At 72.2% G+C, this 23,685-nt stretch carries 20 protein-coding genes, 1 pseudogene and 1 riboswitch; of the genes and pseudogenes, 12 read left to right on the top strand and 9 right to left on the bottom strand.

The annotated features are described in order from the left end of the window. Positions 1–14: 14 nt before the first annotated feature. Positions 15–3,005, bottom strand: a complete 2,991-nt coding sequence (gene gcvP / locus AAG742_RS01560; protein WP_343282211.1) for an aminomethyl-transferring glycine dehydrogenase — start codon at positions 3,003–3,005, stop codon at positions 15–17. 161 nt (positions 3,006–3,166) lie between these two features. Beyond that, a riboswitch (glycine riboswitch) is annotated at positions 3,167–3,287 on the bottom strand. Between the two features lie 207 nt (positions 3,288–3,494). Here gcvP and AAG742_RS01555 point away from each other — a divergent pair. From AAG742_RS01555 to AAG742_RS01545, 3 genes are all read left to right on the top strand, one after another. Then, positions 3,495–5,435, top strand: coding sequence for a metallophosphoesterase (locus AAG742_RS01555; protein WP_343282210.1), 1,941 nt, complete (start codon positions 3,495–3,497; stop codon positions 5,433–5,435). Positions 5,436–5,558: 123 nt separating this feature from the next. Further along, complete coding sequence (locus AAG742_RS01550) at positions 5,559–6,647, top strand: putative sulfate exporter family transporter (protein WP_343282209.1); 1,089 nt, start codon at positions 5,559–5,561, stop codon at positions 6,645–6,647. 106 nt (positions 6,648–6,753) lie between these two features. Beyond that, positions 6,754–7,521: a YoaK family protein gene (locus AAG742_RS01545; protein WP_343282208.1), complete on the top strand. Its 768-nt coding sequence runs from the start codon at positions 6,754–6,756 to the stop codon at positions 7,519–7,521. Here AAG742_RS01545 and AAG742_RS01540 read toward each other — a convergent pair. Further along, positions 7,469–8,650, bottom strand: coding sequence for an acyl-CoA dehydrogenase family protein (locus tag AAG742_RS01540; RefSeq protein ID WP_343282207.1), 1,182 nt, complete (start codon positions 8,648–8,650; stop codon positions 7,469–7,471). The genes AAG742_RS01545 and AAG742_RS01540 overlap by 53 nt on opposite strands. A gap of 175 nt (positions 8,651–8,825) precedes the next feature. On the opposite strand from AAG742_RS01540, the gene AAG742_RS01535 reads away from it, so the two are divergent. From AAG742_RS01535 to AAG742_RS01525, 3 genes are read left to right on the top strand one after another with little or no spacing between them, the layout of a single operon-like run. Then, a complete protein-coding gene (locus AAG742_RS01535; protein WP_343282206.1) occupies positions 8,826–10,622 on the top strand; it encodes an AMP-binding protein in 1,797 nt (598 codons plus the stop codon). Positions 10,623–10,636: 14 nt separating this feature from the next. Further along, positions 10,637–11,188 carry a MarR family transcriptional regulator gene (locus AAG742_RS01530; protein WP_343282205.1) on the top strand — a complete coding sequence of 184 codons (552 nt, stop codon included), beginning with the start codon at positions 10,637–10,639 and terminating at the stop codon, positions 11,186–11,188. Next, the gene (locus tag AAG742_RS01525) at positions 11,185–11,619 is read left to right on the top strand and encodes a GNAT family N-acetyltransferase (RefSeq protein WP_343282204.1); all 435 of its coding nucleotides are present in this window, start codon (positions 11,185–11,187) and stop codon (positions 11,617–11,619) included. Before AAG742_RS01530 ends, AAG742_RS01525 begins: the two co-directional genes overlap by 4 nt. 49 nt (positions 11,620–11,668) lie before the next feature. Here AAG742_RS01525 and AAG742_RS01520 read toward each other — a convergent pair whose 3' ends face one another. Beyond that, the gene (locus AAG742_RS01520; RefSeq protein ID WP_343282203.1) at positions 11,669–12,442 is read right to left on the bottom strand and encodes an SDR family NAD(P)-dependent oxidoreductase; all 774 of its coding nucleotides are present in this window, start codon (positions 12,440–12,442) and stop codon (positions 11,669–11,671) included. Between the two features lie 182 nt (positions 12,443–12,624). Here AAG742_RS01520 and AAG742_RS01515 point away from each other — a divergent pair, with 182 nt between their 5' ends. The 4 genes from AAG742_RS01515 to AAG742_RS01500 are packed head-to-tail and all read left to right on the top strand — an operon-like array spanning position 12,625 to position 17,074. Beyond that, on the top strand, positions 12,625–14,139 hold the full coding sequence (locus tag AAG742_RS01515; protein ID WP_343282202.1) for a CoA-acylating methylmalonate-semialdehyde dehydrogenase: 1,515 nt from the start codon (positions 12,625–12,627) through the stop codon (positions 14,137–14,139). A 39-nt stretch (positions 14,140–14,178) separates the two neighbouring features. Continuing rightward, positions 14,179–15,096 carry a 3-hydroxyisobutyrate dehydrogenase gene (gene mmsB / locus AAG742_RS01510; RefSeq protein WP_298713673.1) on the top strand — a complete coding sequence of 306 codons (918 nt, stop codon included), beginning with the start codon at positions 14,179–14,181 and terminating at the stop codon, positions 15,094–15,096. Next, complete coding sequence (locus AAG742_RS01505; protein WP_298713676.1) at positions 15,093–15,890, top strand: enoyl-CoA hydratase-related protein; 798 nt, start codon at positions 15,093–15,095, stop codon at positions 15,888–15,890. The genes mmsB and AAG742_RS01505 overlap by 4 nt, the downstream gene beginning before the upstream one ends. Beyond that, entirely contained in the window at positions 15,887–17,074 is a 1,188-nt protein-coding gene (locus tag AAG742_RS01500) for an enoyl-CoA hydratase/isomerase family protein (protein ID WP_298713679.1), read from the top strand. Before AAG742_RS01505 ends, AAG742_RS01500 begins: the two co-directional genes overlap by 4 nt. 87 nt (positions 17,075–17,161) lie before the next feature. On the opposite strand, the pseudogene AAG742_RS01495 reads toward AAG742_RS01500, so the two are convergent. Further along, positions 17,162–17,380 (bottom strand): annotated as a pseudogene (locus AAG742_RS01495) (acyl-CoA dehydrogenase family protein); the annotation flags it as partial. A gap of 80 nt (positions 17,381–17,460) precedes the next feature. On the opposite strand from AAG742_RS01495, the gene AAG742_RS01490 reads away from it, so the two are divergent. After that, a complete protein-coding gene (locus AAG742_RS01490) occupies positions 17,461–18,408 on the top strand; it encodes an acyl-CoA thioesterase domain-containing protein (RefSeq protein WP_298713684.1) in 948 nt (315 codons plus the stop codon). A 61-nt stretch (positions 18,409–18,469) separates the two neighbouring features. Here the strand turns inward: AAG742_RS01490 and AAG742_RS01485 are convergent, their stop codons facing one another. After that, positions 18,470–19,861 (bottom strand): MFS transporter, encoded by a 1,392-nt coding sequence (locus tag AAG742_RS01485; protein ID WP_298713687.1) that lies wholly within the window; start codon positions 19,859–19,861, stop codon positions 18,470–18,472. Positions 19,862–19,923: 62 nt separating this feature from the next. Between AAG742_RS01485 and AAG742_RS01480 the strand changes: the two genes are divergently transcribed. Then, a protein-coding gene (locus tag AAG742_RS01480) for an IS5 family transposase (protein ID WP_271437915.1) occupies positions 19,924–20,818 on the top strand; the annotation gives its coding sequence in 2 pieces (ribosomal slippage) (positions 19,924–20,280 and positions 20,282–20,818; 894 coding nt in all). Here AAG742_RS01480 and AAG742_RS01475 read toward each other — a convergent pair. From AAG742_RS01475 to AAG742_RS01460, 4 genes are all read right to left on the bottom strand, one after another. After that, positions 20,815–21,717 (bottom strand): cytochrome c oxidase assembly protein, encoded by a 903-nt coding sequence (locus AAG742_RS01475; protein WP_036317477.1) that lies wholly within the window; start codon positions 21,715–21,717, stop codon positions 20,815–20,817. The genes AAG742_RS01480 and AAG742_RS01475 overlap by 4 nt on opposite strands. 211 nt (positions 21,718–21,928) lie before the next feature. Beyond that, positions 21,929–22,159 (bottom strand): hypothetical protein, encoded by a 231-nt coding sequence (locus tag AAG742_RS01470; protein WP_127913478.1) that lies wholly within the window; start codon positions 22,157–22,159, stop codon positions 21,929–21,931. Positions 22,160–22,214: 55 nt separating this feature from the next. Then, positions 22,215–22,799, bottom strand: a complete 585-nt coding sequence (locus AAG742_RS01465; RefSeq protein WP_227449262.1) for a vitamin K epoxide reductase family protein — start codon at positions 22,797–22,799, stop codon at positions 22,215–22,217. A 107-nt stretch (positions 22,800–22,906) separates the two neighbouring features. Continuing rightward, on the bottom strand, positions 22,907–23,659 hold the full coding sequence (locus tag AAG742_RS01460) for a thioredoxin domain-containing protein (protein WP_298714775.1): 753 nt from the start codon (positions 23,657–23,659) through the stop codon (positions 22,907–22,909). Between the last annotated feature and the right edge of the window lie 26 nt (positions 23,660–23,685).

Here is a 23,685-nt window from a genome sequence, read left to right as displayed (position 1 = left end):
GTCAGGTTCCTCTCTCAGTGGCCCAGGGACGCGGTGGCGGTGGAGACGGGGGCGTCCGGGGTGCCGGTCGCGGCGGCCGAGTCGGCGGCGGCCTCCTCGAAGGCCTCCGGCGGCGGGCACGAGCAGATCAGGTTGCGGTCGCCGTACGCGCCGTCGATGCGGCCCACCGGCGGGAAGTACTTGTCCATGCGCAGGCTCGGCACGGGGAACGCGGCCTTCTCCGGGGAGTAGGCGCGGTCCCACGACGAGGTGATGAGCGTGGTGGCCGTGTGCGGGGCACGGCGCAGCACCGAGTCCTCGACCGTCTCCGGCGTGGTCTCGAGCATCTCGGCGTGGATGGCCGTCATGGCCTCGATGAAGCGCTCGATCTCGCCGAGGTCCTCCGACTCCGTGGGCTCCACCATCAGGGTGCCGGCCACCGGGAAGGCGAGGGTCGGCGCGTGGAAGCCGTAGTCGATGAGGCGCTTGCACACGTCCTCCGCGGTCACGCCGGTCTTGGCCGTGAGCTCGCGCAGGTCGAGGATGCACTCGTGCGCCACGAGCCCGTCGTTGCCCGTGTACAGCGTGGGGTAGAGGTCCGCCAGGCGGCGCGAGATGTAGTTCGCCCCCAGCAGCGCATGCTCGGTGGCGTCCTTCAGCCCCTCGGCCCCCATGAGGTGGATGTACGCCCAGGAGATGGGAAGCACGCCGGCGGAGCCGTGCGGCGCCGCCGTCATCAGCACGTCGCGGCTCGGGAGGTAGGGCTTGAGGTGCTCGCCCACCGCCACGGGCCCGACGCCGGGGCCGCCGCCGCCGTGCGGGATGCAGAAGGTCTTGTGCAGGTTCAGGTGGGAGACGTCGCCGCCGAACTCGCCCGGCTGGGCGAGGCCCACGAGCGCGTTGAGGTTGGCGCCGTCGATGTACACCTGGCCGCCGGCCGCGTGCACCGTCGCGCACACGTCCTTCACGTCCGCGTCGTACACGCCGTGCGTGGAGGGGTAGGTGATCATGATGGCGGCGATCCGGCCCTCGTTCGCCGCGATCTTGGCGTCGAGGTCGGCGGCGTCGATCGTGCCGTCCTGCGCGGTGGCCACCACGACCACCTTCAGTCCGGCGAGCACCGCGGAGGCCGCGTTGGTGCCGTGCGCCGAGGCGGGGATGAGGCAGACGTCGCGCTCGCCCTCGCCGTTGGCCAGGTGGAACTGGCGGATGGCCCACAGGCCCGCGAACTCGCCCTGCGAGCCGGCGTTCGGCGACACCGAGACGCCCGCGTAGCCGGTGATCTCGGCGAGCTTGTCCTCGAGGTCCTCGATGAGGAAGCGCCAGCCCTCGGTCTGGTGGTCCGGGGCGTACGGGTGGATCGAGCAGAACTCGGGCCAGGAGATGGCCTCCATCTCCGCGGTGGCGTTGAGCTTCATCGTGCACGAGCCCAGCGGGATCATGGTGCGGTCCAGCGCCAGGTCGTAGCCGGAGAGGCGGCGCAGGTAGCGCAGCATCTGCGTCTCGGAGTGGTGGCTGTTGAACACCGGGTGCGTCAGGAACGCGGAGGTGCGGCGCAGCTCCCGCGGGATGGCCGGGGTGGCCACGGCGCCGTCGTGCGCGCCGGCGGGCAGCGTCCCCGCGTCGAGGCCGAAGGCGGTGAGCACGGCGGCCAGGTCCGCGTCCACGGTGGTCTCGTCCGCGGCGATGCGCAGGGTGTCCGCGTCCACGAGGCGCAGGTTCACGCCGTTCTCCTCGGCGGCGCGCAGGATCTCCTCGGCGCGGCCGGGCACGTGCACCGTGAGGGTGTCGAAGAAGGCCTCGTGGGCGACCTCGACGCCGCCGGAGCGCAGCGCCTCCGCGAGGCGCACGGCCTGGCGGTGGGCGTGGCGGGCGATCGCGGCGATGCCCTGGGGGCCGTGGTAGACGGCGTACATGGAGGCGACGATGGCCAGCAGCGCCTGCGCGGTGCAGATGTTGGAGGTGGCCTTCTCGCGGCGGATGTGCTGCTCGCGGGTCTGCAGGGCCAGGCGGTAGGCGGGCTTGCCGGCGTCGTCGTGCGAGACGCCCACGAGGCGGCCCGGCATGGAGCGCTGCAGGCCGTCCTTGACCGCCATGTAGGCGGCGTGGGGGCCGCCGAAGAACAGCGGGACGCCGAAGCGCTGCGTGGAGCCGACCGCGATGTCCGCGCCCTGCTCGCCGGGAGGCGTGATGAGGGCGAGGGAGAGGATGTCCGCGGCCACGGTGACGAGGGCGCCGGCCTCCTTGGCCTGCGCGATCACGGCGGCGTGGTCGTGGAGGCGGCCGGAGTCGCCGGGCTGCTGCAGCACGACGCCGCACAGGCCCTTCTCCTCGACCTCGGCGCGGACGTCCTCGGGGATGCCGGCGGAGAGGTCCGCGACGCGCACGTCGATGCCCACGGCCTCGGCGCGCATCCGCACGACGGAGAGCGTCTGCGGGAAGAGGTCCGCGTCGAGGAGGGTGACGCCGTCGCCCTTCTTGCGGTTGGCGCGGTGCATCAGCAGCACGGCCTCAGCGGCCGCGGAGGCCTCGTCCAGCAGGGACGCGTTGGCGATCGGCAGGGCGGTGAGGTCCTGCACCATCGTCTGGTAGTTCAGGAGCGACTCGAGGCGGCCCTGGGAGATCTCCGGCTGGTACGGCGTGTAGGCCGTGTACCAGGCCGGGTTCTCGAGGACCTTGCGCAGGATCACGCCCGGGGTCACGGTGTCCGAGAAGCCCTGGCCGATCATCTGGGTCTTCATGACGTTGCGGCCGGCGATCTCGCGCAGGCGCTCCAGCACCGCCGCCTCGGTGAGGGGGGCGGGCAGGTCCAGCGGCCTGGGCTGGCGGATGCCGGCGGGCACGGCGGCGTCCACGAGGGCGTCCAGCGAGTCGTAGCCCAGCGTCTCGAGCATGTGGCGGGCGTCCTCGTCACGGGCGCCGATGTGCCGGGCGACGAACGGGGCGGACGCGCCGTCGCGCGGCTCGAGGCCGTCCGTGGCGGGCGTGTCCGCCGTCGTCTGGGCTGCGGTCTGGGGGCTGGTCACGAGCTACCTCCGGGGGATCCTGCCGGTCACGGCGTGGTCTGCTCCTCCCCGCTCTGTCATGGACCTGAGAGTTTCCGCCGGCCTGAGGGGCCGGCTTGCACCGTCGGTGGCCCCTGCACGGCCGCGGGTGCGGGCGCGACAAGGACGCTTTCCAGAGCGCCTGACCCCTCGCGGTACGGGTGCCTGAGAGATTCCCGGGGAGGACTTGCTCCTTCGGCGGCCGACCGGCGCCCCGGGCCCGGCAGGGCACGGGGCGCGTCGACGCTCTCCCGCGGGGGGCATGCGGCGTGGCTCGAGTATCCCACACGGTGTCGCGCGGGACACAGCGGCCGGGTGGACGGTCGCCCGGCCGGACGGGGGCAGGACGACGGCGGGCGACCCGAGTTCACCCGCCCGACGCCGGCCGTCCACCTGACGCTGAGCCGCCCGCCGACTCCGGGGCGCAGGATCGGAGCCGTACCCTCGCCACCCACCCTCCCGGAGGCCACCGTGAACGCCCTGAACCCGACCTTCTCCCGCCGCACCGGCCTGCGCACCCTGGCCGCCGCCGTCGTCGCGGGCACCGTGTCCACCGCCGCCCCCGCCGCCCTGGCGAAGACCGCCGCCGGCGCCTCGGCCGCCCCCGCCGGGGGCGACGGCTTCCGCGTCCTGCCCTACCTCATGGAGCCCACCGCCACCTCGATGGACCTCGTGTGGTTCTCCGAGCGCGGCGTGGCCGGCACCGTCGTCGTCTCCGGCCCGGGCCTGGGCAACAACCACGGCAAGGGCCGCACCCGCCCGGCGGGCACGCGTGTCTCCGCCCCCGAGCACCAGCCCCTGCTCGACTACACCGAGGCGGAGCTGGCCCAGAGCATCGAGGGCCTCGCCCAGGGCTCGTGGCTGCTGGGCGCGCAGAACTGGAAGCACCGCGTCTCCCTCACCGGCCTGGAGCCCGGCAAGGAGTACACCTACACCGTCACCCAGGGCGGGCAGCGCCACACCGCCACGTTCCGCACGGCCGACGCCGGCAACGGCTGGCACGACCTGCGCGTGATCGCCTTCTCGGACACCGAGACCGAGCCCTTCGGGCGCGTCGAGAACCGCGAGTGGGAGCTCAACCAGGTCACCCCCTACACCGAGAGCTCGCTGCCCCGCCCGGGCGAGGGCTCGCTGTGGCACCACACCTTCGGCTCCACGACGCGCTACGGCCAGTTCACGCTGAAATACCCCCTGACCCAGGACGTCGCGCTCACCGAGAACGTCCGCCACATCGAGGCCGCGGACCCGGACCTGCTGCTCGTGGCCGGCGACCTCGGCCAGGGCGGCGGCTACCAGCCGGGCTGGGACGAGTTCTTCCGCCACTTCGCGGGCGAGCTCTCGGACATCGCCTCGCACGTCCCGCTCATCACCTCGCTGGGCAACTGGGAGACCTTCGCCTCGATCAACGGCGGCTACGGCACCCCCGAGGACCGCTCCCCCGTGGTCCGCTCGCGCAACAAGTACCACGCCTACTTCGAGCGCACCGGCGCCGGCACGGACCAGGAGAACCCGCAGTACCGCGGCTCCTACTACCGCACCGACCACGGGCCGCTGACGATCATCACGCTGGACTCCACGAACGGCGTGCCGGACGAGTCCGTGGGCGCGGGCCTGCTCTCCGGCGAGACGTTCTCGGGCGACGACCGCAACCTCACGGGCGAGCGCATGCCGACCGACACGCAGGGCTCGTTCACCCAGGCCGCCTACGAGGAGGCCTTCACGGAGGTCTTCCCCGGCACCACCGCCGCGGACGCCGACCTCCCCGTGTTCAACCCCGGCCACGACCAGTGGGCCTGGGCGGAGCGCCAGCTCGCCGACGCGCGGGCGAAGGGGCAGATCATCATGGTCGAGTTCCACCACGCGCCCTACTCCGTGGGCGTGCACGGCACCCCGCCGAACCACGAGTTCCCGGACGACCAGTCCGGCGTCGCGATGCGCGTGTACACGCCGCTGCTGGAGAAGTACGGCGTCGCCGTCGTCATCTCCGGGCACGACGAGATGTTCCAGCGCTCGTGGGTGGACGCGGACGGCGACGGCCGCGGCTTCCACGCCTACGACGTGGGCGTGGCCGCGGACGGCCTGCGCGGCGAGCAGTACGCCAAGAACGCGGCGGGCGAGTACGTCCCGGTGCGCTTCAACACCCACATGGAGTGGACCGCCAACACGCACGAGCCCGAGACCTGGGCCGACGTGGACGGCGTGCGCCAGCTCGTGGGCGGCGGCATGCACTACGGCCACCTGCAGATCGACCTGAGGCGCCGCGGCCAGGAGGCCGAGATGACGCTGACGCCGATGTACGTGTTCCCGATCCTGGACGCCCAGTACCGGCTGGTGCGCACGGAGCGCCGCGCGTACGACGACGTCCAGGTGGTCCGCTTCGACCGCAGCGGCGTGCCGAAGCCGCGCCGCTGACGGACACCGGTCCCCTTCGCCGACCCTGAGGTCCGTGCCGCGACGTCGAGGGCGTTGCGGCACGGACCTCAGGGTGGGCGCACCGGCGCAGCCGTGTCGCGCGGCCTCCCCTAGGGTGGCCCCGTGCGCGCATCACCCTCCTCCACCACCAGGTCCGCCCCGCAGCCGACGGCCGGCCCCGCCCGCGCCGCCTGGCTGCCCGGCCTCGCGGTCTGCACGGTGCTCGGCGTCGTCTGTGTCCTGATCGCGACGACGGCGCGCCCCTGGATGCCCGCGCTCAGCCCGCTGCTGCTCGCCATCCTCGTGGGCCTGGCGTGGCGGAACCTCGCCCCCGTGCCGGCGACCCTCGCCCCGGGCATCGCGGTCGCGGCGAAGCCGGTGCTGCGCGCGGGCATCGTCCTGCTCGGGCTGCAGCTGGTGCTCGCCGACGTGCTCGCGCTGGGCCCGGGCGTGATCGCGCTGGTGGTGGCCGCCGTCGGCCTCACGTTCGCGGCGACCGTGGCGCTGGGGCGCGCTCTGGGGCTGCCGTGGGACCTGACGGCCCTCGTGGCCTCGGGGTTCTCGATCTGCGGCGCGGCGGCCGTCGCCGGCGCGGACTCCGTGGTGCGCGCGCGCCGCGAGATGGCGGCCACGGCGATCGGCCTCGTGGTGCTGTTCGGGACGCTCATGATCCCGCTGATGCCGCTGCTCACCGGTGCGCTCGGGCTCGACGAGCGGGCGGCCGGGCTGTGGATCGGCGCGTCCACGCACGAGGTCGCCCAGGTGGTGGCGGCCGGCGGGCTCGTCGGCCCGACGGCACTCTCCGTGGCGGTCACCGTGAAGCTCGCGCGCGTCGTCCTGCTCGCGCCGGTCATGACGGGCCTGGCCTGGTGGGAGCGGCGCCGTCCGGCCGGGTCGGCCACGGGCGAGGACGCCGCCGTCCCGGGCGCAGATCCGGCCGCGAGCGTCACCCGGCCACCGCTCGTGCCGTGGTTCGTGCTCGGGTTCCTGGCCGCCGTCGCAATCCGGGCGACCGGCGTGCTGCCCGCCGGAGTCCTGGACGCCGTCGCCGTGCTGCAGCAGGTGCTGCTGGCCGCCGCCATGGTGGCGCTGGGCCTGAACGTGCACCTGCGCTCGATCGCCGCCGTGGGCCCGAGGCCGCTCGTGCTCGGCGCGGGGAGCACCGCCGTCGCGGTCGCCGTGGGCGGAGCGGGCGCGGCCCTGCTGGCGTGACGGCGCCCGCTTCCGTGTGCGCAACGGGAGCTCGGGAGCAGGCCGCGTCGACGACCGGCGGCGCAACCCGCCCGCGTCCTCTGCGAGAGCGACCTAGGGTGACGACGTGCTCAACCTGTGCAGCACGGAGCGCACCGTGCGCCGCAACCTCCACCTCGCCTGCGTCCTCACGGTGGTGGCGGGGATCCTCAACTCCGTCGGGTTCGTCGCCGTGGCCCGGTACACCTCGCACATGACCGGCATCGTCGCCTCGATGGCGGACGCGATCGCCCTGGGCCTGCCGGACCTGGTGGCCGTGGGAGCACTCGCGCTGACGGCCTTCGTGCTGGGGGCGGTGGCCTGCGCGCTCGTCTTCAACTGGGGGCGGGTCCGGGGACTGCGCTCGCGCTACGCCAACATCCTGCTGCTCGAGGGCATGGGGATGCTGCTGTTCGGGCTGCTCGCCGAGCGCCTGCAGGACGCCCACCGGTCCGTGGTCGTGGTGGGTGTCCTCTGCTTCACCATGGGCCTCCAGAACGCGCTCATCACACGGATCGGCGAGTGGCCCGTGCGCACCACCCACATCACGGGCATGGTCACGGACATCGGCGTCGAGATCGGGAAGGCCCTCTACCGCAGTCCCGCGGACGCCGCGGACCCGGTCGTCGGGGAGCCGCGGCGCATCGCCGCCCTGGCCGGACTCGTGGCCCTGTTCTTCCTGGGAGGCATGGCGGGCGCCCTGGGGTACCTCTGGCTCGGCTTCGAGGTGGTGGTGCCCGTGGCCGCGGTGCTCCTGCTGATCGCCCACCGGCCCCTCGTCCGGGACCTGAGGGAGGCGTGGCTCAGACGAAGGCCGAGACGCCCGTCAGGGCGCGGCCCACGATCAGCGCGTTGATGCCGTAGGAGCCCTCGTAGCTGTAGATGGCCTCGATGTCGCCCATCATCCGGGAGACCTCGTACTCGCTGAGCAGGCCGTTGCCGCCGAAGGCGTCCCGGGCGAGGGCCGCGGAGGAGCGCGCCAGGCGCGTGGACGTGGCCTTGCCCATGGCCGCGTGCATCATGTCCATCGTCCCGGCCTCGTTGAGCCGGTGCACCTGCATCATCATCCCGGAGGCCGCCGCCAGGTTGCCGGCCACCTCGGCGATCTGGGACTGGATCATCTGGAACTTGGCGAGCGGGCGGCCGAACTGCCGGCGCTCCAGCGCATACGCCCGCAGCACGTCGAGCAGGCCCATCTGCACGCCCACCCCCTGCCAGCCCACCCACATGCGCGAGTCCCGCAGGAGGTCGCGCGTGGCGTCGAAGGTGGCCGCGCCGGGCAGCTGAGCGTCCAGCGGCAGGCGCACGTCCAGCGTGATGTCCGCGTTCTGCATGATGCGCAGGCCCATCTTCCCGGCGATCTTCGTGGCCTCGTAGCCGGGGGTGTCCGTGGGGACCACGAAGCCCTTGATCTCGCCGTCGGCCGTGTCACGCGCCCACACGAGCGCCACCTGCGCGATGGTCCCCGCGCCGATCCAGCGCTTGGCGCCGCGGATGACCCACTCGTCCCCCTCCCGCGTCGCGGTCGTCTCCAGCCCGCCCGCGATGTCCGAGCCGTGCTCCGGCTCGGTCAGGCAGAAGGCGCCGATCGCCTCGAACCGCTCGAGCGGCCCCTGCCAGCGGGCCTTCTGCTCGTCCGAGCCCAGCTGCACGATCATCCCGAGGTTCAGCTCGTTGTGGATGCCCACGAGGGCGGACAGGGAGAGGTCCACGCGCGCGATCTCCGCGTGCACGAGGTGCTGGAAGAGCGCCGACGAGCCGTCCGTGAGCAGCCGGCCGAGGCCGAGCTCCGCCAGCCCCGGGAGCAGGTCGAAGGGGAACTCCTCGGCATCCCAGTACGGGGCCAGGCGCGGGCGGACCTGCGTCTGCAGGTGCTCCTCGATCGCCTCCAGCCGCGCGCGCTCGGCCTCGTCGAGGCCGTCCCGCAGACGGAGCAGGTCCACGTGCGGCAGGGCGGAGGGCGAGGGGGTGGCGGGGCTGGTCAACGGTGTCTCCTTCGGGCGCGGCGGACGCACGAGCCGGCGGCCGCCGACGTCTTCGCGTCAGTCCGACTGTAGGACTTCCGACTATCCATGTCTGTGAGTAGTGTTGCAGATCACAACGGACATCGGCCACGGGCGGCCCGCGCCCCTGCCGCCCGCCCCGACGAGGAGGACTCCCTTGACCACCCCGGACACCACTCCCCAGGCCCCCGCAACCACAGACCAGAGCGAGGTCACCTCGGCGTTCCGCGCCGCCCGCGACCTCCTCGTCGAGTGCCAGACCGACTACGACCGGGCCCGCGCCGAGTTCGCGTGGCCCCGCTTCGAGCACTTCAACTTCGGATTCGACTGGTTCGACCAGCTGGCGAAGGACCCCGCCCGCGCGGACGTGCCCGCCCTGATCATCGCGGAGGACGACGGGCGCAGCACCGAGCGGACCTTCGCGGAGCTCTCCGCCGCCTCGAACCGCGTGGCCACCTGGCTCACCGAGCAGGGCCTGCGCCGTGGCGAGCGCCTGATCCTCATGCTGAACAACCAGGTGGAGCTGTGGGAGTTCATGCTCGCGTGCATCAAGCTGCGCGTCGTCATGATCCCCACCACCACGCAGATGACGTCGGCCGACCTCGAGGACCGCGTCGAGCGCGCCGAGGCCTCGTGGGCCGTGGCCGGCGCCGAGGACCTCGCCAAGTTCGCGGGGGTGGGCGAGGGCCTGCGCCTCGTGCACGTCCCCGGCGTCTTCGCCGAGGGTGCGGACCGCACGGCCCCTCGAGTCGCCGGCCACACGGTGCTCTCCTACGACGACGCCGCCGCCTCCTCCTCGGAGCTGACCCCGGACGAGCCGACACCGGCCGAGGAGACGCTGCTGTTCTACTTCACGTCCGGCACCACCTCGAAGCCCAAGCTCGTGGAGCACACCCACACCTCCTACCCCGTGGGCCACCTGACCACGGTGTACTGGATCGGCCTCGAGCCCGGCGACGTGCACCTGAACGTGGCCTCGCCGGGGTGGGCCAAGCACGCGTGGTCCAACTTCTTCGCCCCGTGGATCGCGGAGGCCACGATCTTCGTGCACAACGCCCGCAAGTTCGACCCCGCCTCCCTCATGGAGAACATGGCCCGCTACGGGGTCACGAGCTTCTGCGCCCCGCCCACCGTGTGGCGCATGCTGATCAAGGCGGACATGACCCAGCTGGCCACCCCGCCGACGAAGGCGATCTCCGCCGGCGAGCCCCTGAACGCCGAGGTCATCGACCAGGTCCAGAAGGCCTGGGGCGCCACGATCCGCGACGGGTTCGGGATGACCGAGACCACCCTCCAGGTGGCCAACACGCCGGGGCAGAAGGTCGTCATCGGTTCCATGGGCCGCCCCCTGCCCGGCATGGACGTGGTCCTCATCGACCCGCTGACCGGCGCGGAGGCCGCGGAGGGCGAGATCTGCCTCCGCCTGGACCCGCGCCCCGTGGGCCTGCTGAAGTCCTACTACGGCAACCAGGAGAAGACCGACGACGTCTTCCGCGACGGCGTCTTCCACACCGGCGACATCGCCTCCCGCGACGAGAACGGCGTGCTGACCTATGTGGGCCGCGCCGACGACGTGTTCAAGTCCTCCGACTACAAGGTCTCCCCGTTCGAGCTCGAGTCCGTGCTCGTGCAGCACGCGGCCGTCATGGAGGCGGCCATCGTGCCGACCCCGGACGAGGTGCGCCTGGCCGTGCCCAAGGCGTTCGTGACCCTCGCCCCCGGCCACGAGCCCACGGCGGAGACGGCCCGGGCGATCCTGCAGTACACGCTCACGCAGCTGCCCCCGTACAAGCGGATCCGCCGCATCGAGTTCCTCGAGCTGCCCAAGACCATCTCGGGCAAGATCCGCCGCGTGGAGCTGCGCAAGGCGGAGGTCTCCCGGTCCGAGACCGGCGAGGCCCCCGAGGGCTACGGCGCCGAGTACCGCGAGGAGGACCTGGACCTGCAGCGCTGACTAGGCTGGAATCCATGACTGTCAACAGCACGCCCCTGACCAAGGACCCCATCGCGGAGGCCGCCCTGAACTGGGAGCGCCACGGATGGGGCGAGGTCGCGGCCCCGATGGCGGCGGTCACCTCGATCATGCGCGCCCAGCAGATCCTCCTGGCGCGCACGCAGACGGTGCTCAAGCCGTTCGGCCTGACGTTCGCCCGCTACGAGCTGCTCGCCCTCCTGAACTTCTCCCGGGAGAAGCGGCTGCTCATGTCCAAGGCGAGCGCGCTCCTGCAGGTGCACCCCACGTCCGTGACCAACGCGGTGGACCGCCTCGAGGCCGCGGGCCTCGTGGAGCGCCGGCCGCACGAGTCCGACCGTCGGGCGCTCGTGCTGGTGCTCACGGACGAGGGCACGAGGGTGGCCGCGGAGGCCACGGAGGCGCTCAACGCGGAGGTGTTCGGGCAGACGGGCTTCGAGGACGGCGACGTCGCGCAGCTCAACGAGATCCTCGCCCGCTTCCGCGCACAGGCGGGGGACTTCGAGGCCGGGGACGGCGCGGAGAGCCCGGCCGGGCGGGACCGATGAGCGGGACGCCCGCGGACATCCGCTGCTCCGCCGGCAGGATCCCCGGCGCGAAGGACGTGCGGGCGCTCTACGACTCCGTCGGCTGGTCCGCCTACACCGACGACCTCGACTCCCTGATGCGCGGGCTCGCCGGCTCGGCGCACGTGGTGACGGCGTGGAGGGACGAGCGCCTCGTGGGCCTGGCCCGCGTGATCTCGGACGGCCACACCATCGCGTACCTGCAGGACGTGCTGGTCGATCCGGAGCACCAGCGCCGCGGGATCGCCTCCGAGCTGGTCGGCAGGGCGTTCGCGCCGTTCGCGTCCGTCCGTCAGCACATCCTCATGACGGACGCCGAGGAGAGGCAGCGCGCCTTCTACGAGTCCCTGGGGTTCCGGGAGATCCGAGACGTCCCGCACGGCGGCATGCGCGGCTTCGTCCGCTTCTCGTGAACGGGCCCGCCCCGTTGTCCGCCCGGGCAGCCAAGCCCCGCCGGACGGCTCAGCGGGGCTCGAGGCGCACGGCGCCGTCGAGGCGGATGACCTCGCCGTTGAGGAACGGGTTGGTCACGATCTGCTCCACGAGCAGGGCGTAGTCGTCCGGGCGGCCCAGGCGGGCGGGATGCGGGGTCTTCGTGGCGAGCGCCTCGCGCGCGGCCTCGGGCAGGCCGGCCATCATCGGAGTCTCCATCAGGCCCGGCGCGATCGTCACCACGCGGATCGCGCTCTGGGCGAGCTCGCGCGCGGCAGGGAGGGTCATCGAGACCACGGCGCCCTTCGACGCGGCGTAGGCGATCTGCCCGATCTGGCCGTCGTAGGCGGCCACGGAGGCGGTGTTGACGATCACGCCGCGGTCCTCGCCCCACAGCTCCTGCCCCTGCATCGCCTGCGCGGCACGGGCCATGAAGTTCACGGTGCCCACGGTGTTGATCGCGAGGACGCGCGCCAGCGTCTCGGCCGGCAGCGGGCCCTCGCGGCCCACGAGCTTGCCGGGGGTGGCCACGCCGGCGCAGTTGACCAGGACGCGCAGGGGCGCGAGCTCGGCGGCCGCGGCGACGGCGGCCTCCGCCGCCGCCTCCTGGGTGACGTCGCCGGGGACGAACCGCGCCCGCTCGCCCAGGGAGGCCACGGCGTCGGCGCGGAGGGTCTCCCCCTCACGGTCCGGCAGGTCCACCACCACGACGGCGGCGCCCGCCTTCGCGAGCCGGCGCGCCGTGGCGTGGCCGAGGCCGGAGGCGCCTCCCGTGACGATGGCGCTGGCGTTCTTCAGGTCCATGAGGGCTCCTCACCTCGGGCCGGGGATTACTCCCGGCGTTCGATAGTTGCATGTCCTACGTTCTCGCCATAGATTAGCGGCAACGTCATCCAGATCACACCGCACGGCCCCGCGGCAGCGCCAGCTCCGGGCTCCCGGGACCGACCTCCACCGCCTCGACCATCGCTTCAGGAGCCGCCACCATGTCCCTCGAGACCTCCACCCCCGTGATCCCCCACTTCGTGCACGGACGCCGCACCGACGGCGAGTCCGGCCGCTTCGGCGACGTGTACCACCCGGCCCTCGGGCAGGTGGCCGGACGCGTGCCGCTGGCCACGAAGGAGGAGGTGGAGGCCGCCGTCGCCTCCGCGGAGCAGGGGTTCCAGGCCTGGTCCCGCCTCAACCCGCAGCGCCGCGCCCGCATCCTGCTGCGCTGGGTGGACCTGATCAACGCGCACGCGGACGAGCTGGCCCAGACCCTGGCCCAGGAGCACGGCAAGACCGTCCCGGACGCCCGCGGCGACATCCAGCGCGGCGTCGAGGTGGTCGAGTTCGCCGCCGGCGCGCCGCACCTGCTCAAGGGCGAGTTCTCCTCCGAGGTCGGCCGCGGCGTGGACGTGCACTCCATCCGCCAGCCCCTCGGCGTGGTCGTGGGCATCACCCCCTTCAACTTCCCCGCGATGATCCCCCTGTGGAAGGCCGGCATCGCGCTGGCCGCGGGCAACGCGTTCATCCTCAAGCCCTCCGAGCGCGACCCCTCCGTGCCGGTGCGCCTGGCCGAGCTGGCCCTCGAGGCCGGCATGCCCGAGGGCACCCTCAACGTGGTGCACGGGGACAAGCTCGCGGTGGACACCCTCATCGAGGAGCCGCGCGTGAAGGCCGTGGGCTTCGTGGGCTCCACCCCGATCGCCCAGTCCATCTACGAGCACGCCGCCCGCATGGGCAAGCGCGCCCAGTGCTTCGGCGGGGCCAAGAACCATGCCGTGATCATGCCGGACGCGGACCTCGAGATGGCCGCGGACGCCCTGATCGGCGCCGCGTTCGGCTCCGCCGGCGAGCGCTGCATGGCCCTGTCCGTGGCCGTCCCCGTCGGGGAGGAGACCGCCGACCGCCTCGTGGCCCTGCTCCGCGAGCGCATGGAGGGCCTGAGGGTCGGTCCGTCGCTGGAGGAGTCCTCGGACTTCGGGCCCGTCGTCTCGAAGGACGCGCAGCGCCGCATCGAGGAGTGCATCGCCTCGGGTGTCGAGGAGGGCGCCGAGCTGGTCGAGGACGGCCGCGGCGTCGTCGTCGAGGGCCACGAGGACGGCTTCTACGTGGGCGCCACCCTGTTCGACCGCGTGAGCCCGGACATGCGGATCTACCGCGAGGAGATCTTCGGCCCCGTGCTCTGCGTGGTCCGCGCGAAGGACTACGAGGACGCCCTCGCCCTGCCGAACGAGCACGAGTACGGCAACGGCGTGGCCATCTTCACCCGCGACGGAGACACGGCCCGCGACTTCACCACCCGCGTGGAGGTCGGCATGGTCGGCGTGAACGTGCCGATCCCCGTGCCGATCGCGTACTACACGTTCGGCGGCTGGAAGGCGTCCGGCTTCGGCGACCTCAACCAGCACGGCACGGACGGGCTGAAGTTCTACACCAAGACCAAGACGATCACCACGCGCTGGCCCTCGGGCAACCGCGAGGGCGCCAGCTTCGTGATGCCCGCCGGGTCCTGACCCGCCCCTCACGCACCCACCCCGACCCGGAGGATCCCCATGACCACCGTCCTGTTCCTCGGCCTCGGCCACATGGGCGGCCCCATGGCCGCCAACCTCGCCGCCGCGGGCCACCGCGTGCTCGGCTTCGACCTCGTCCCCGCAGCGCTCGAGAAGGCCCGCGCGGCCGGCGTCGAGACCGTCTCGGACACCGCCGCGGCGGCCGCCGAGGCCGACGTCGTGCTCACCATGCTGCCCCACGGGCGCCTCGTGCTGGACGTGTACCGGGGCCGGGGCGACGCGCCGGGGCTGCTCGGCGCCGCCCGCCCGGGCACCGTGTTCCTGGACTGCTCCACGATCGACGTGGCGGAGGCCCGCGAGGCCGCCGAGGCGGCCGTGGCCGCGGGCATGCGGGCCGCCGACGCGCCCGTCTCGGGCGGCCAGGTGGGCGCCGAGGCCGGGACGCTCGCGTTCATGGTCGGCGCCGACGACGACGTGTACGCCGAGGTGCTGCCGCTGCTCGAGGTGATGGGCGGGCGGATCGTGCACTGCGGCGGGTCCGGGCTGGGCCAGGCGGCGAAGATCTGCAACAACATGGTCCTGGGCGTCACGCAGATCGCCGTGGCCGAGGCCTTCGTGCTCGGCGAGCGCCTCGGCCTGGACCACCAGGCCCTCTACGACGTGATGAGCCAGGCCTCCGGGCAGTGCTGGGCGCTCACCACCAACTGCCCCGTGCCCGGCCCGGTGCCGGGCTCCCCCGCGAACCGCGACTACCGGCCGGGCTTCGCCGGCGCCCTCATGTCCAAGGACCTCGGCCTCGCCCTGCAGGCCCTGGACCAGCAGGGCGTGGCGGCGGACATGGGCCGCCTCGCGCAGGCCAAGTACGCCGAGTACGCGGCCGGGGATGGAGCCGGGCGCGACTTCTCCGGCATCATCGAGGACATCCGGGCAGCACACACCGAGGAGAATCAGGCATGACCGAGCAGACCACCCCCGACGGCGCCGCGTCGCCGATCGTCGTCGAGCGCGAGGGCCGCGTGGCGCATGTGCGCCTCAACCGGCCGAAGGCGCTCAACGCGTTGGACGAGGCCACCATGAAGGCCGTCGTCGCGGCCGTGCAGGAGGCCGACGTCGACCCCGCGGTGGGCGCGATCGTCCTCTCCGGATCGCCCAAGGCCTTCGCGGCCGGCGCGGACATCAAGGAGATGGCCGCCAAGGACTTCTCGGAGATGTACGCGGCCGACTGGTTCGCCGGGTGGGAGGGCCTGACCCGGGCGCGCACGCCGATCGTCGCGGCCGTGACCGGCTACGCGCTCGGCGGCGGCTGCGAGCTCGCGATGATGGCGGACGTGCTGATCGCCGGCGAGGGCGCGAAGTTCGGCCAGCCGGAGATCAATCTCGGCGTCATCCCCGGCATGGGCGGCTCGCAGCGCCTGACCCGCGCCGTCGGGAAGGCCAAGGCGATGGACATGATCCTCACCGGCCGCATGGTCGGGGCGGAGGAGGCGGAACGGATCGGCCTCGTCAGCCGCGTGGTGGCCGACGACGCGGTCGTCGCCGAGGCCCTCGAGGTCGCCGCGACCATCGCGTCCAAGTCCAAGCCCACCGCGCAGATGGCCAAGGAGGCCGTCAACGCGGCCTTCGAGACCACGCTCGCCCAGGGCATCGCGTTCGAGCGTCGCGTGTTTCACGCCGGCTTCTCCACCGCGGACCAGAAGGAGGGCATGGACGCGTTCGTGTCCAAGCGCGAGGCGGGGTGGCAGCACCGATGAGCGACGCGCAGACCACCGCGACGACGGCCCCCGCGGCCGCACGGGAGGGCGCGGCGGGCGATGTGCTCCTCGAGGTCCGCGACGGCCTCGGCCGCATCACGCTGAACCGTCCGCGCGCCCTGAACGCGCTGACGCAGGACATGGTCCAGACGATCGACGCAGCCCTGACCGACTGGGCCGCGGACCCCGCCGTGCGCGGCGTGCTGATCCGCGGTGCCGGCGAGAAGGGGCTGTGCGCCGGCGGCGACGTCGTCTCCCTGCGCGCCTCCCTCCTGGCCGGGCGGTTCGCGGAGGCCGAGCAGTTCTTCCGCGACGAGTACGCGATGAACGAGCGCATCGCCACCTACCCCAAGCCGTACGTGGCCTTCATGGACGGCATCGTCCTGGGCGGCGGCATGGGCGTGTCCGTGCACGGCTCCCACCGCGTGGCCACCGAGCGCACCCGCGCCGGCATGCCCGAGACGGCGATCGGGTTCACCCCCGACGTCGGCGGCTCGTTCCACCTGGCCCGCTCCCCCTTCCAGGCCGGCCGGCACCTGGCCGCGACCTCGGCGCACGCCTCCGGGTCCGACGCGGTGGCCCTGGGCCTGGCGGACGTCTTCGTGGAGTCCGCCCGGCTGGACGAGCTCGAGCAGGCGCTCGCCGGGGCACTCGGTGCCCTCGCCCCGGCCGAGGGCGCGGGCACGCGCGATGAGGCCGCCTTCGCCGCCGCCGATGAGGTGCTCGCTCGCTTCGCCGTGGCCGAGGGCGAGCGGCCCGCCTCCGCCCTCGTGGCCGGCCGCGAGTGGATCGAGGACGCCTACGGCCGGGAGACGGCCGCCGAGGTCCTCGCCACCCTGGACGAGCGCGCCGCCGCGGGCGGGGAGCACGCCGAGGCCGCGGGGAAGGCCGCCGAGGCCATCCGCACCAAGTCGCCGACCGCCGTCGCCGTGGCCCATGAGGCCCAGCGCCGGTTGGCCGCGCGCGGGGCGGACCTGACCGTGGCCGACGCGCTGCGCCAGGAGTTCACGATCGGCACCCACCTGATGCGCGAGCCGGACATGGCCGAGGGCATCCGCGCGCTGCTCGTGGACAAGGACAAGGAACCGACGTGGAGTCCGGCCCGGCTCGAGGACGTCTCGGCCGAGGACGTGGCCAGGCACTTCGAGCCCGTGTCCGGGGTGGACCCGCTGCAGCTCGGCTGAGCCCGCCCCGACGGACGGCGCCCCGTGGTCACGTGTGGTGACCGCGGGGCGCCGTGCTGTGGGGGGCGACCGGGCGGGCCCCCGGTCTCAGCCGATCAGGCCGCGGCCCACGATCAGGCGCATGATCTCGTTCGAGCCCTCGAGGATCCGGTGCACACGCAGGTCCCGGACGAGCTTCTCCACGCCGTACTCGTGCAGGTAGCCGTAGCCGCCGTGCAGCTGCAGGGCGGTGTCGGCGGCCTCGTAGCCGGACTCGGTGGCCACGAGCTTGGCCATGGCGCACAGGCGCACGGTGTCCGGGTCATGGTGTGACTGTCGTCACCACGATAATAGGACATCCAATGATCTGCCGTGTCACCGCCGGGCCGTGGGCTAGCGTTCTGCCCGTGCAGACCACCACCAGCCCCACCGCGGACTCGCCCACCGGCCCCCGCTCCCACGCCTCCGGACGCGCGGAGCAGCTGTTCGGCATCCGTCGTCATGCCATGATGAGCGCGCGGGACGGCGCCCTCAACCCGGCAGCGTTCGAGGTCGGACCCTGGTGCCTCGACCTGGACGGGCGGCCCACTGGCGCGGCGGCCACCGTGATCATGGACAACGCCACCGCGGTGGCCGTGCACCACGCGGCCCGGGACATCGAGGCCGTGGTCACCACCGAGCTGCAGGTCAACGTGCTCGGCCCGCTGCCCGCCTTCGACGCCGCGGCCGTCACGGCCGGGGACGACGACGGCCCGCTGCTGGAGTGCTGGACCCGCCCGCTGAGCTGGGATGCGGGGGGTGGCGTGGCCCGGGCCTGGCTCGAGGACGCCGACGGACGGCGCGTGGTCGAGGCGACCGGCTGGTTCCAGTCGGTGCCCGCCGGAGCACCGGAGCGGATGGCCGAGTTCGTTGCGGCCGGACGGCTGCCCCGCGGAGCCGAGACCCGCGTGCCCTTGCCGGTGCTGCTGGCCGCCCGCCCGGCGTCGTTGGCTCCGGCCGAGCGGGACGTGCGCCCCGGGGTCGCCGCCGCGGCGACCCCGGGCGCCCGCTTCGCCCCCAAGCCCGAACTGGCCAACCCCTCCGGTGCGGTGCACGGCGGGGCCATGACCCTGCGGGCGGTCACGGCCGCGCAGGCGGCCATGCCGGACCGCGAGCGCTACGACGTCCAGGGCGTGCGCGTGGTGTTCGTCCGCCCGGGCCACGGCGAGATGGTCGCCCTCACGCGGGTGCGGCACGCCGGCCGGTCGTTGCGCCTCGTGGACGTGGACCTCGTGCCGGTCGGCGCCGACGGCGGCCCCGTGGCGGACAAGCCGATGGTCCAGGTGCAGGTCACCTTCCGCGCGGCCCGGGGCTGACGCCCCGCACGCCCGAGCGCTTTCGAACGTGAGATAGGGCCTATCTCACGTTCGAAAGCGCTCATTCCCCCGAAGTCACGTTCGAAAGTACCGGGCGCACGGGGGCGCCCACCGCGTCCAGCGAGCCGGTCACCGGTACGTCCTCGTGGCCGAGCAGGTCGGCCGGGCGCAGCATCGCCACGCCGAGCAGGGACACGGCCGCGGTGGCGAGGAAGAAGTACATCGGGGAGGCGACGTCTCCGGTCTGCTTGATCAGCCAGGTGGCGATGAACGGGGCCGAGCCGCCGAAGAGGGCCACCGGCACGTTGTATCCCAGGGCGACGCCGGTGGAGCGGACGTGGGCCGGCATGAGCTCGGTCATGGTGGCGTACGGGATGCCGCAGTACAGGCCGGTGGTGACGCCGAGGGCCAGCAGCGAGGGGACGAGGGGCAGGGAGCCCTCTGTGCCGGGCGCGGTGAGGAAGAACCAGACCACGGCGCCGGAGACCAGCAGGGCGCCGATCGCGAGCATGGGGCGGCGGTCGCCCATGCGGTCCGAGATCGCGCCGCCGACCGGCATGAACGCCGCGGCGGTGACGCCCGTCAGCAGGACCAGCCAGAAGATGGCGCCCGGCTCGACCTCCAGGATGGTCTTCATGTAGGTGGTCAGGTAGGTCAGCACGAGGTAGAACGTGGAACCCAGCAGTGTGATGACCGCGCCCATGAGGAAGAGCTGCCGCTGGTGACGCAGGGTCTCGCGCAGCGGGGCCTTCGAGGTGCGGCCCTCGGTGTGCAGGCGCTGGAACTCAGGGCTGTCCTCGAGCTTCATGCGGATGAACACCGCCACCGCGCCCAGCACGCCGGCCAGCAGGAACGGCAGGCGCCAGCCCCACGCGGCCATGGCCTCGGTGCCGATGATCGCGCCCAGGCCGTTGGCGACGACGCCGCCCAGCAGCAGGCCCACGGCGGCGGTGACCATGAGGAAGGAGGTCGCGAAGCCGCGCCGGCCCTTGACGGCGTACTCGGCCACGAACGCCGAGATGGTGGACACCTCGCCGCCGGCGGAGAAGCCCTGGACCAGGCGCATGAGCAGGGCCGGGGCCGCGACGCCGATGGTCGCGTAGGTGGGCAGCATGCCGATCACGGCCGTGGCGCTGCACATCAGCCCGAGCACGAGCATGAGGGTCTTGCGGCGGCCGATCCGGTCCGCGAGGGGCCCGAAGAACAGGCCGCCGAGCGGACGGACGAAGAAGCTGAGCGCGAAGACGGCGAAGGCGGCCAGGATGCCGACCGTTGGGTCCTCACTCTTGAAGAAGTTGGCGGCCACGTAGACGGCGAGGAAGCCGTAGACGCCGTAGTCGTACCACTCGATGAGGTGGCCAGCGATGGCGCCGACGAACGCTCGGCGGCGCTGGACGGGGGTGACGGGGGCTTCGGCGACGGGGGCCGCGGGCGGGGCGAGAGACTCGGCCATGGGGACGCTCCTAGGGCGTGTCTGAGAATGGATCCAGGGGGCCAGCTGACACCCTGGAAGGCATGTCCCGCTTCCAGATGCTCTCCGATGCCCAATGGGAGTTGATCGCCCCGATGCTCCCGACCCGGACCGGCCGCGCCGGCAGGCCGTTCGCCGACGCCCGCACCATGGTGGAGGCGATCATCTACCGATACAGGTGCGGAATCGCTTGGAGGGATCTGCCCGAGGTCTACGGGCCCTGGCAGACCGTGTGGACCTGGCATCGGCGCTTGGCTGAAGAAGGCACCTGGGACACGGTGCTGGCCACGCTGACCGCCGCCGCTGACGCCGAAGGCCTGATCGATTGGTCGGTCTCGGTGGACTCCACGATCGCCCGCGCGCATCAGCACGCGACGAACATCACCCGCCACACAGGGGGATGGATCGAACTACAAGAATCCGCGTGAGGAGCCGGCCGATCACGGCATCGGGCGCTCCCGTGGCGGGCTGAGCACGAAGATCCATCAGCTCGTCGATGGGACCGGGCTGCCGCTGGTCAGCCTGATCACCCCCGGCCAAGCCGGGGACTCCCCGATGCTGCTGCCGCTGCTGGGGCGGCTGCGCGTGGCACGGCCGGTAGGGCGGCCCCGGACCCGCCCCGAGGCGGTGCTGGGCGACAAGGCGTACTCCTCCCGGGCGATCCGCACCCACCTGCGTGCCCGCCGGATCAAAGCCGTGATCCCCGAGCCGGCGGATCAGCAGGGCCACCGCAGGCGCCGCGGCTCGGCCGGTGGCCGTCCCGTGGGCCTGGACTCGCAGGCTTACAAGGGCCGGAACGTGATCGAGCGCCAGTACGCGCACCTGAAGCAATGGCGGGGCCTGGCGACCCGGTACGACAAGTACGCGATCGTCTACCGGGCCGCCGTGGTGTTGAACGCTGTGCTCGCGTGGTCCAAACGATTGTCAGACATGCCCTAGCTCTCGTTCCGTCTTCGGGAGAGGCTGGCGAGGTACTCGTTGTAAGAGTCGAGTTCGGCGTCCTCGGCTTTCTGTCGCTGTCTCGAGGTGCGCACGTCGCGGGCTCGCCAGCGGGACAGGCAGACGATGAGCACTACGAACATCGGCAGCTCCGCGTAGGTCCATACCAGCGTGCCGGCGATCGCCTGGTCGATGACGGGGTCATGGCTGCCTGTGGGGGTGGCGTATGCGCTGAACAGCGGTGTGGCGGTACGGAGCAGGATCAGGCCGAAAATGGCGTGGATCTGGATCTCGACGGCGATATCGACGAATCGTGCGGCGAAGGAGGGTTGGCGCGGTAGCGGATCGGAGGACCATAGCGGTGTTGCCGAGACGATGCCGAGGACGAGGATGACGAAGAGCAAGGCGTCCTGGCCGAAGGGGATGCGCATGATGACGCTGATCGCGTCGGTCAGGTAGAGGACCGGGTACAGCAGTATCGCAATGACGATGGCGACCACAGGGTGCAGTGCGGCGCTCCAGAATCGTGAGCGCAGTCCCCCGTGCGCGGCACGGAGCACGAGACGCCCGAGGCCGGTGTGCGGTGTGCTGCGCAGGAGCAGCAGCCCGGGTGACCCTGCGATGAGGAGCGGCGGAACGACGGTCAGCAGGGTGATCTGCTGGAACACCAGCGCTGTGATGGATTCCGTCGCGAGACGGTTCACACCGAACATCGTGATAGCGAAGATCAGGGCGCACCCGATCAGGAACGATGCTGTGCGGGCGATCGCCCAACGGCGCCTGTTTCGCCACATCCAGATCGCTCCTCGCAGATACAGTGCCGCGAACAGCAGAGCGGCGATGCCGACGGGTGAGCCGGTGAGGGGTTCGAACGTGACCCACTGGTCGATCGGCGGCATAGCGAATTTCCCTTCATCGAGGCGATCAAACGTCGGCGACTTCGGCCGCGGTGGTGGTGCCGGAGCGGGGTCAGATGAGGCCGGAGTAGGAGTGGGGCCTTGGCCCTTGATCGTGGACACGGTGTCGGTTCGGTTATGCCGCTTCCGCAAGCGGCACCGGCTCCCAGGGCAACCAGGTACAAGGGAATCTGCCACCGCTCCAGCCAGCCGATCATGTACTTCCTTTCCGGGCGAGGACCTTGCCTCCATCCTCACGGAGCTGCCCGGTTGTCGCGACGTGGCGGTAGAGGGCCTGTTGGACAAGGAACCTACTGCCTGCCCTTCTCGGTTTCCCAACCTGTGTCCGGCTTTGCCGACAGCTCGGCTCCTCACGCCTCAGGTAGTGCCCGAGCGCCAGCCCTGCTTGGCGGGCGCCGATCACTAGCACGTCGGTCTCGGCCATGGTGTGGTTTCTCCTCGTTGCGGGCGCGTGGGCGGGCCGTAGTGCGGCTGGTGTGTCAGTAACCGGTGAGGGCCGGGAAGAAGGTCCAGAACACCGAGGCGGCCACGGCCACATAGGCGATGGCCACCAGGGTTCCGGCCCAGCCGGCGGAGAACCGCACCACCGCGGCGTGCGCGGGGATCACGCCGTGGGCGAGGTTGCGCACGGTGAGCAGGATGAACAGCGGGATCATCGCCGCCCACACGATCATGCAGTACAGGCACAGGATGTGGATCTCGAACAACGCCTGGGACCACAGCCAGATGGTGAACACCGTGCCGGCGGTGACCCCGGCCTGCAGGCCGGCCCAGTACCAGCGCCCGGGGCTCGCCCCGGAGAGGGTCACCATGGCGGTGGTGATGACCACGGCGAACGCCACGATGCCGATCAACGGGTTGGGGAAGCCGAACAGCTCGGACTGCCAGGTCCCCATCACCTTCCCGCAAGACACCCAGGGGTTGATGTCACAGCTGGTGATGTACCCGGCATCCTCGTACAGCTCCAGGCGTTCGAGCACCAGGATCGCCGAGGCCACCCAGCCGACCACCCCGGTGATCAACAGCACCAGGCCGAACGGACGGTGCCGGGCGACAGTCGGTATCCCCGCTACGTCGGAGGCCTGCCCGGTACCGGCAGGGCGGTCGGTGGTGGTCGTGGGGATCGTCACGGGTGAATTGGTGTCGGTGTCGGGGACACTCATGGGCCCGGTCAGTCCGTCGTGGCGGCGGCGTCGACCTCGGCGCGGAACTGCTCGAGGGTGTTCAGAGTGAGCATCTGTCCGTCCAGGAAGAAGGTCGGGGTGCCCTGCACGCCCAGCGCGGTCCCGTCGGCCACGTCGGCCTCGATGCGGTCGCGGGTGGCCGGGTCAGCCACCGCGGCATCGTAGGCGGCCATGTCCAGGCCGAGATCCTCGGCGTAACCGCGGAACACCGGGCTCCGGTCCTCAGTGGTATGGCTCCACTGCTCCTGGGTGTCGAACATCTGCTGATACATCGCCTCGTACTGTCCCTGCTGGCCGGCGGCTTCCACGGCTACGGCGGCGGTCATCGAGTTGGGATGTCCGGGCAGCGGGAAGTAGCGGTGCACAAAGGTCACCGTGTCGGCGTACTCGGCGCGCAGTTCTTCCACGACCGGGTAGGCGGCCTTGCAGCCCTCGCACTCGAAGTCCAGGAACTCCACCAGCACGGCCTGCTCGTTCGGGGCCTTGGACAGTACCCGGCTGTCTGGGCGCATCACCGGCGTGGCCTCCGAGGGGGCGCTCTGCCCGGTCTCGGAGGAGGCAGTTTGCCCGGAGCCCTGGGGGGCGGCGTCGCGGGGGCCGCTGGCGGCCACCACTCCGACGATCAGCCCGGCCAGCACCACAGCGGCCAGTACGACCCAGACGATGGTCTTGGCCTTGCGGGATGTGGTGCCCGGTGTTGACGGATCAGAGGGGGTCGGATTGCGGGTCGGTGTGCTCACGAAGGGATCCGTTTCGGTCGGTGGCG

The organism is Micrococcus sp. 2A (assembly GCF_039519235.1).
GTDB lineage: Bacteria > Actinomycetota > Actinomycetes > Actinomycetales > Micrococcaceae > Micrococcus.
This window is presented reverse-complemented; position numbering and strand designations above follow the sequence as displayed.

What these genes read in the sequence shown, in the direction of transcription:
- AAG742_RS01530 (WP_343282205.1), top strand. Translation starts at nt 10,637, where the DNA reads ATGACTGTCAACAGCACGCCCCTGACCAAGGACCCCATCGCGGAGGCC.
- AAG742_RS01525 (WP_343282204.1), top strand. Translation starts at nt 11,185, where the DNA reads ATGAGCGGGACGCCCGCGGACATCCGCTGCTCCGCCGGCAGGATCCCC.
- AAG742_RS01520 (WP_343282203.1), bottom strand. Translation starts at nt 12,442, where the DNA reads ATGGACCTGAAGAACGCCAGCGCCATCGTCACGGGAGGCGCCTCCGGC.
- AAG742_RS01515 (WP_343282202.1), top strand. Translation starts at nt 12,625, where the DNA reads ATGTCCCTCGAGACCTCCACCCCCGTGATCCCCCACTTCGTGCACGGA.
- mmsB (WP_298713673.1), top strand. Translation starts at nt 14,179, where the DNA reads ATGACCACCGTCCTGTTCCTCGGCCTCGGCCACATGGGCGGCCCCATG.
- AAG742_RS01505 (WP_298713676.1), top strand. Translation starts at nt 15,093, where the DNA reads ATGACCGAGCAGACCACCCCCGACGGCGCCGCGTCGCCGATCGTCGTC.
- AAG742_RS01500 (WP_298713679.1), top strand. Translation starts at nt 15,887, where the DNA reads ATGAGCGACGCGCAGACCACCGCGACGACGGCCCCCGCGGCCGCACGG.
- AAG742_RS01485 (WP_298713687.1), bottom strand. Translation starts at nt 19,861, where the DNA reads ATGGCCGAGTCTCTCGCCCCGCCCGCGGCCCCCGTCGCCGAAGCCCCC.
- AAG742_RS01475 (WP_036317477.1), bottom strand. Translation starts at nt 21,717, where the DNA reads ATGCCGCCGATCGACCAGTGGGTCACGTTCGAACCCCTCACCGGCTCA.
- AAG742_RS01470 (WP_127913478.1), bottom strand. Translation starts at nt 22,159, where the DNA reads ATGGCCGAGACCGACGTGCTAGTGATCGGCGCCCGCCAAGCAGGGCTG.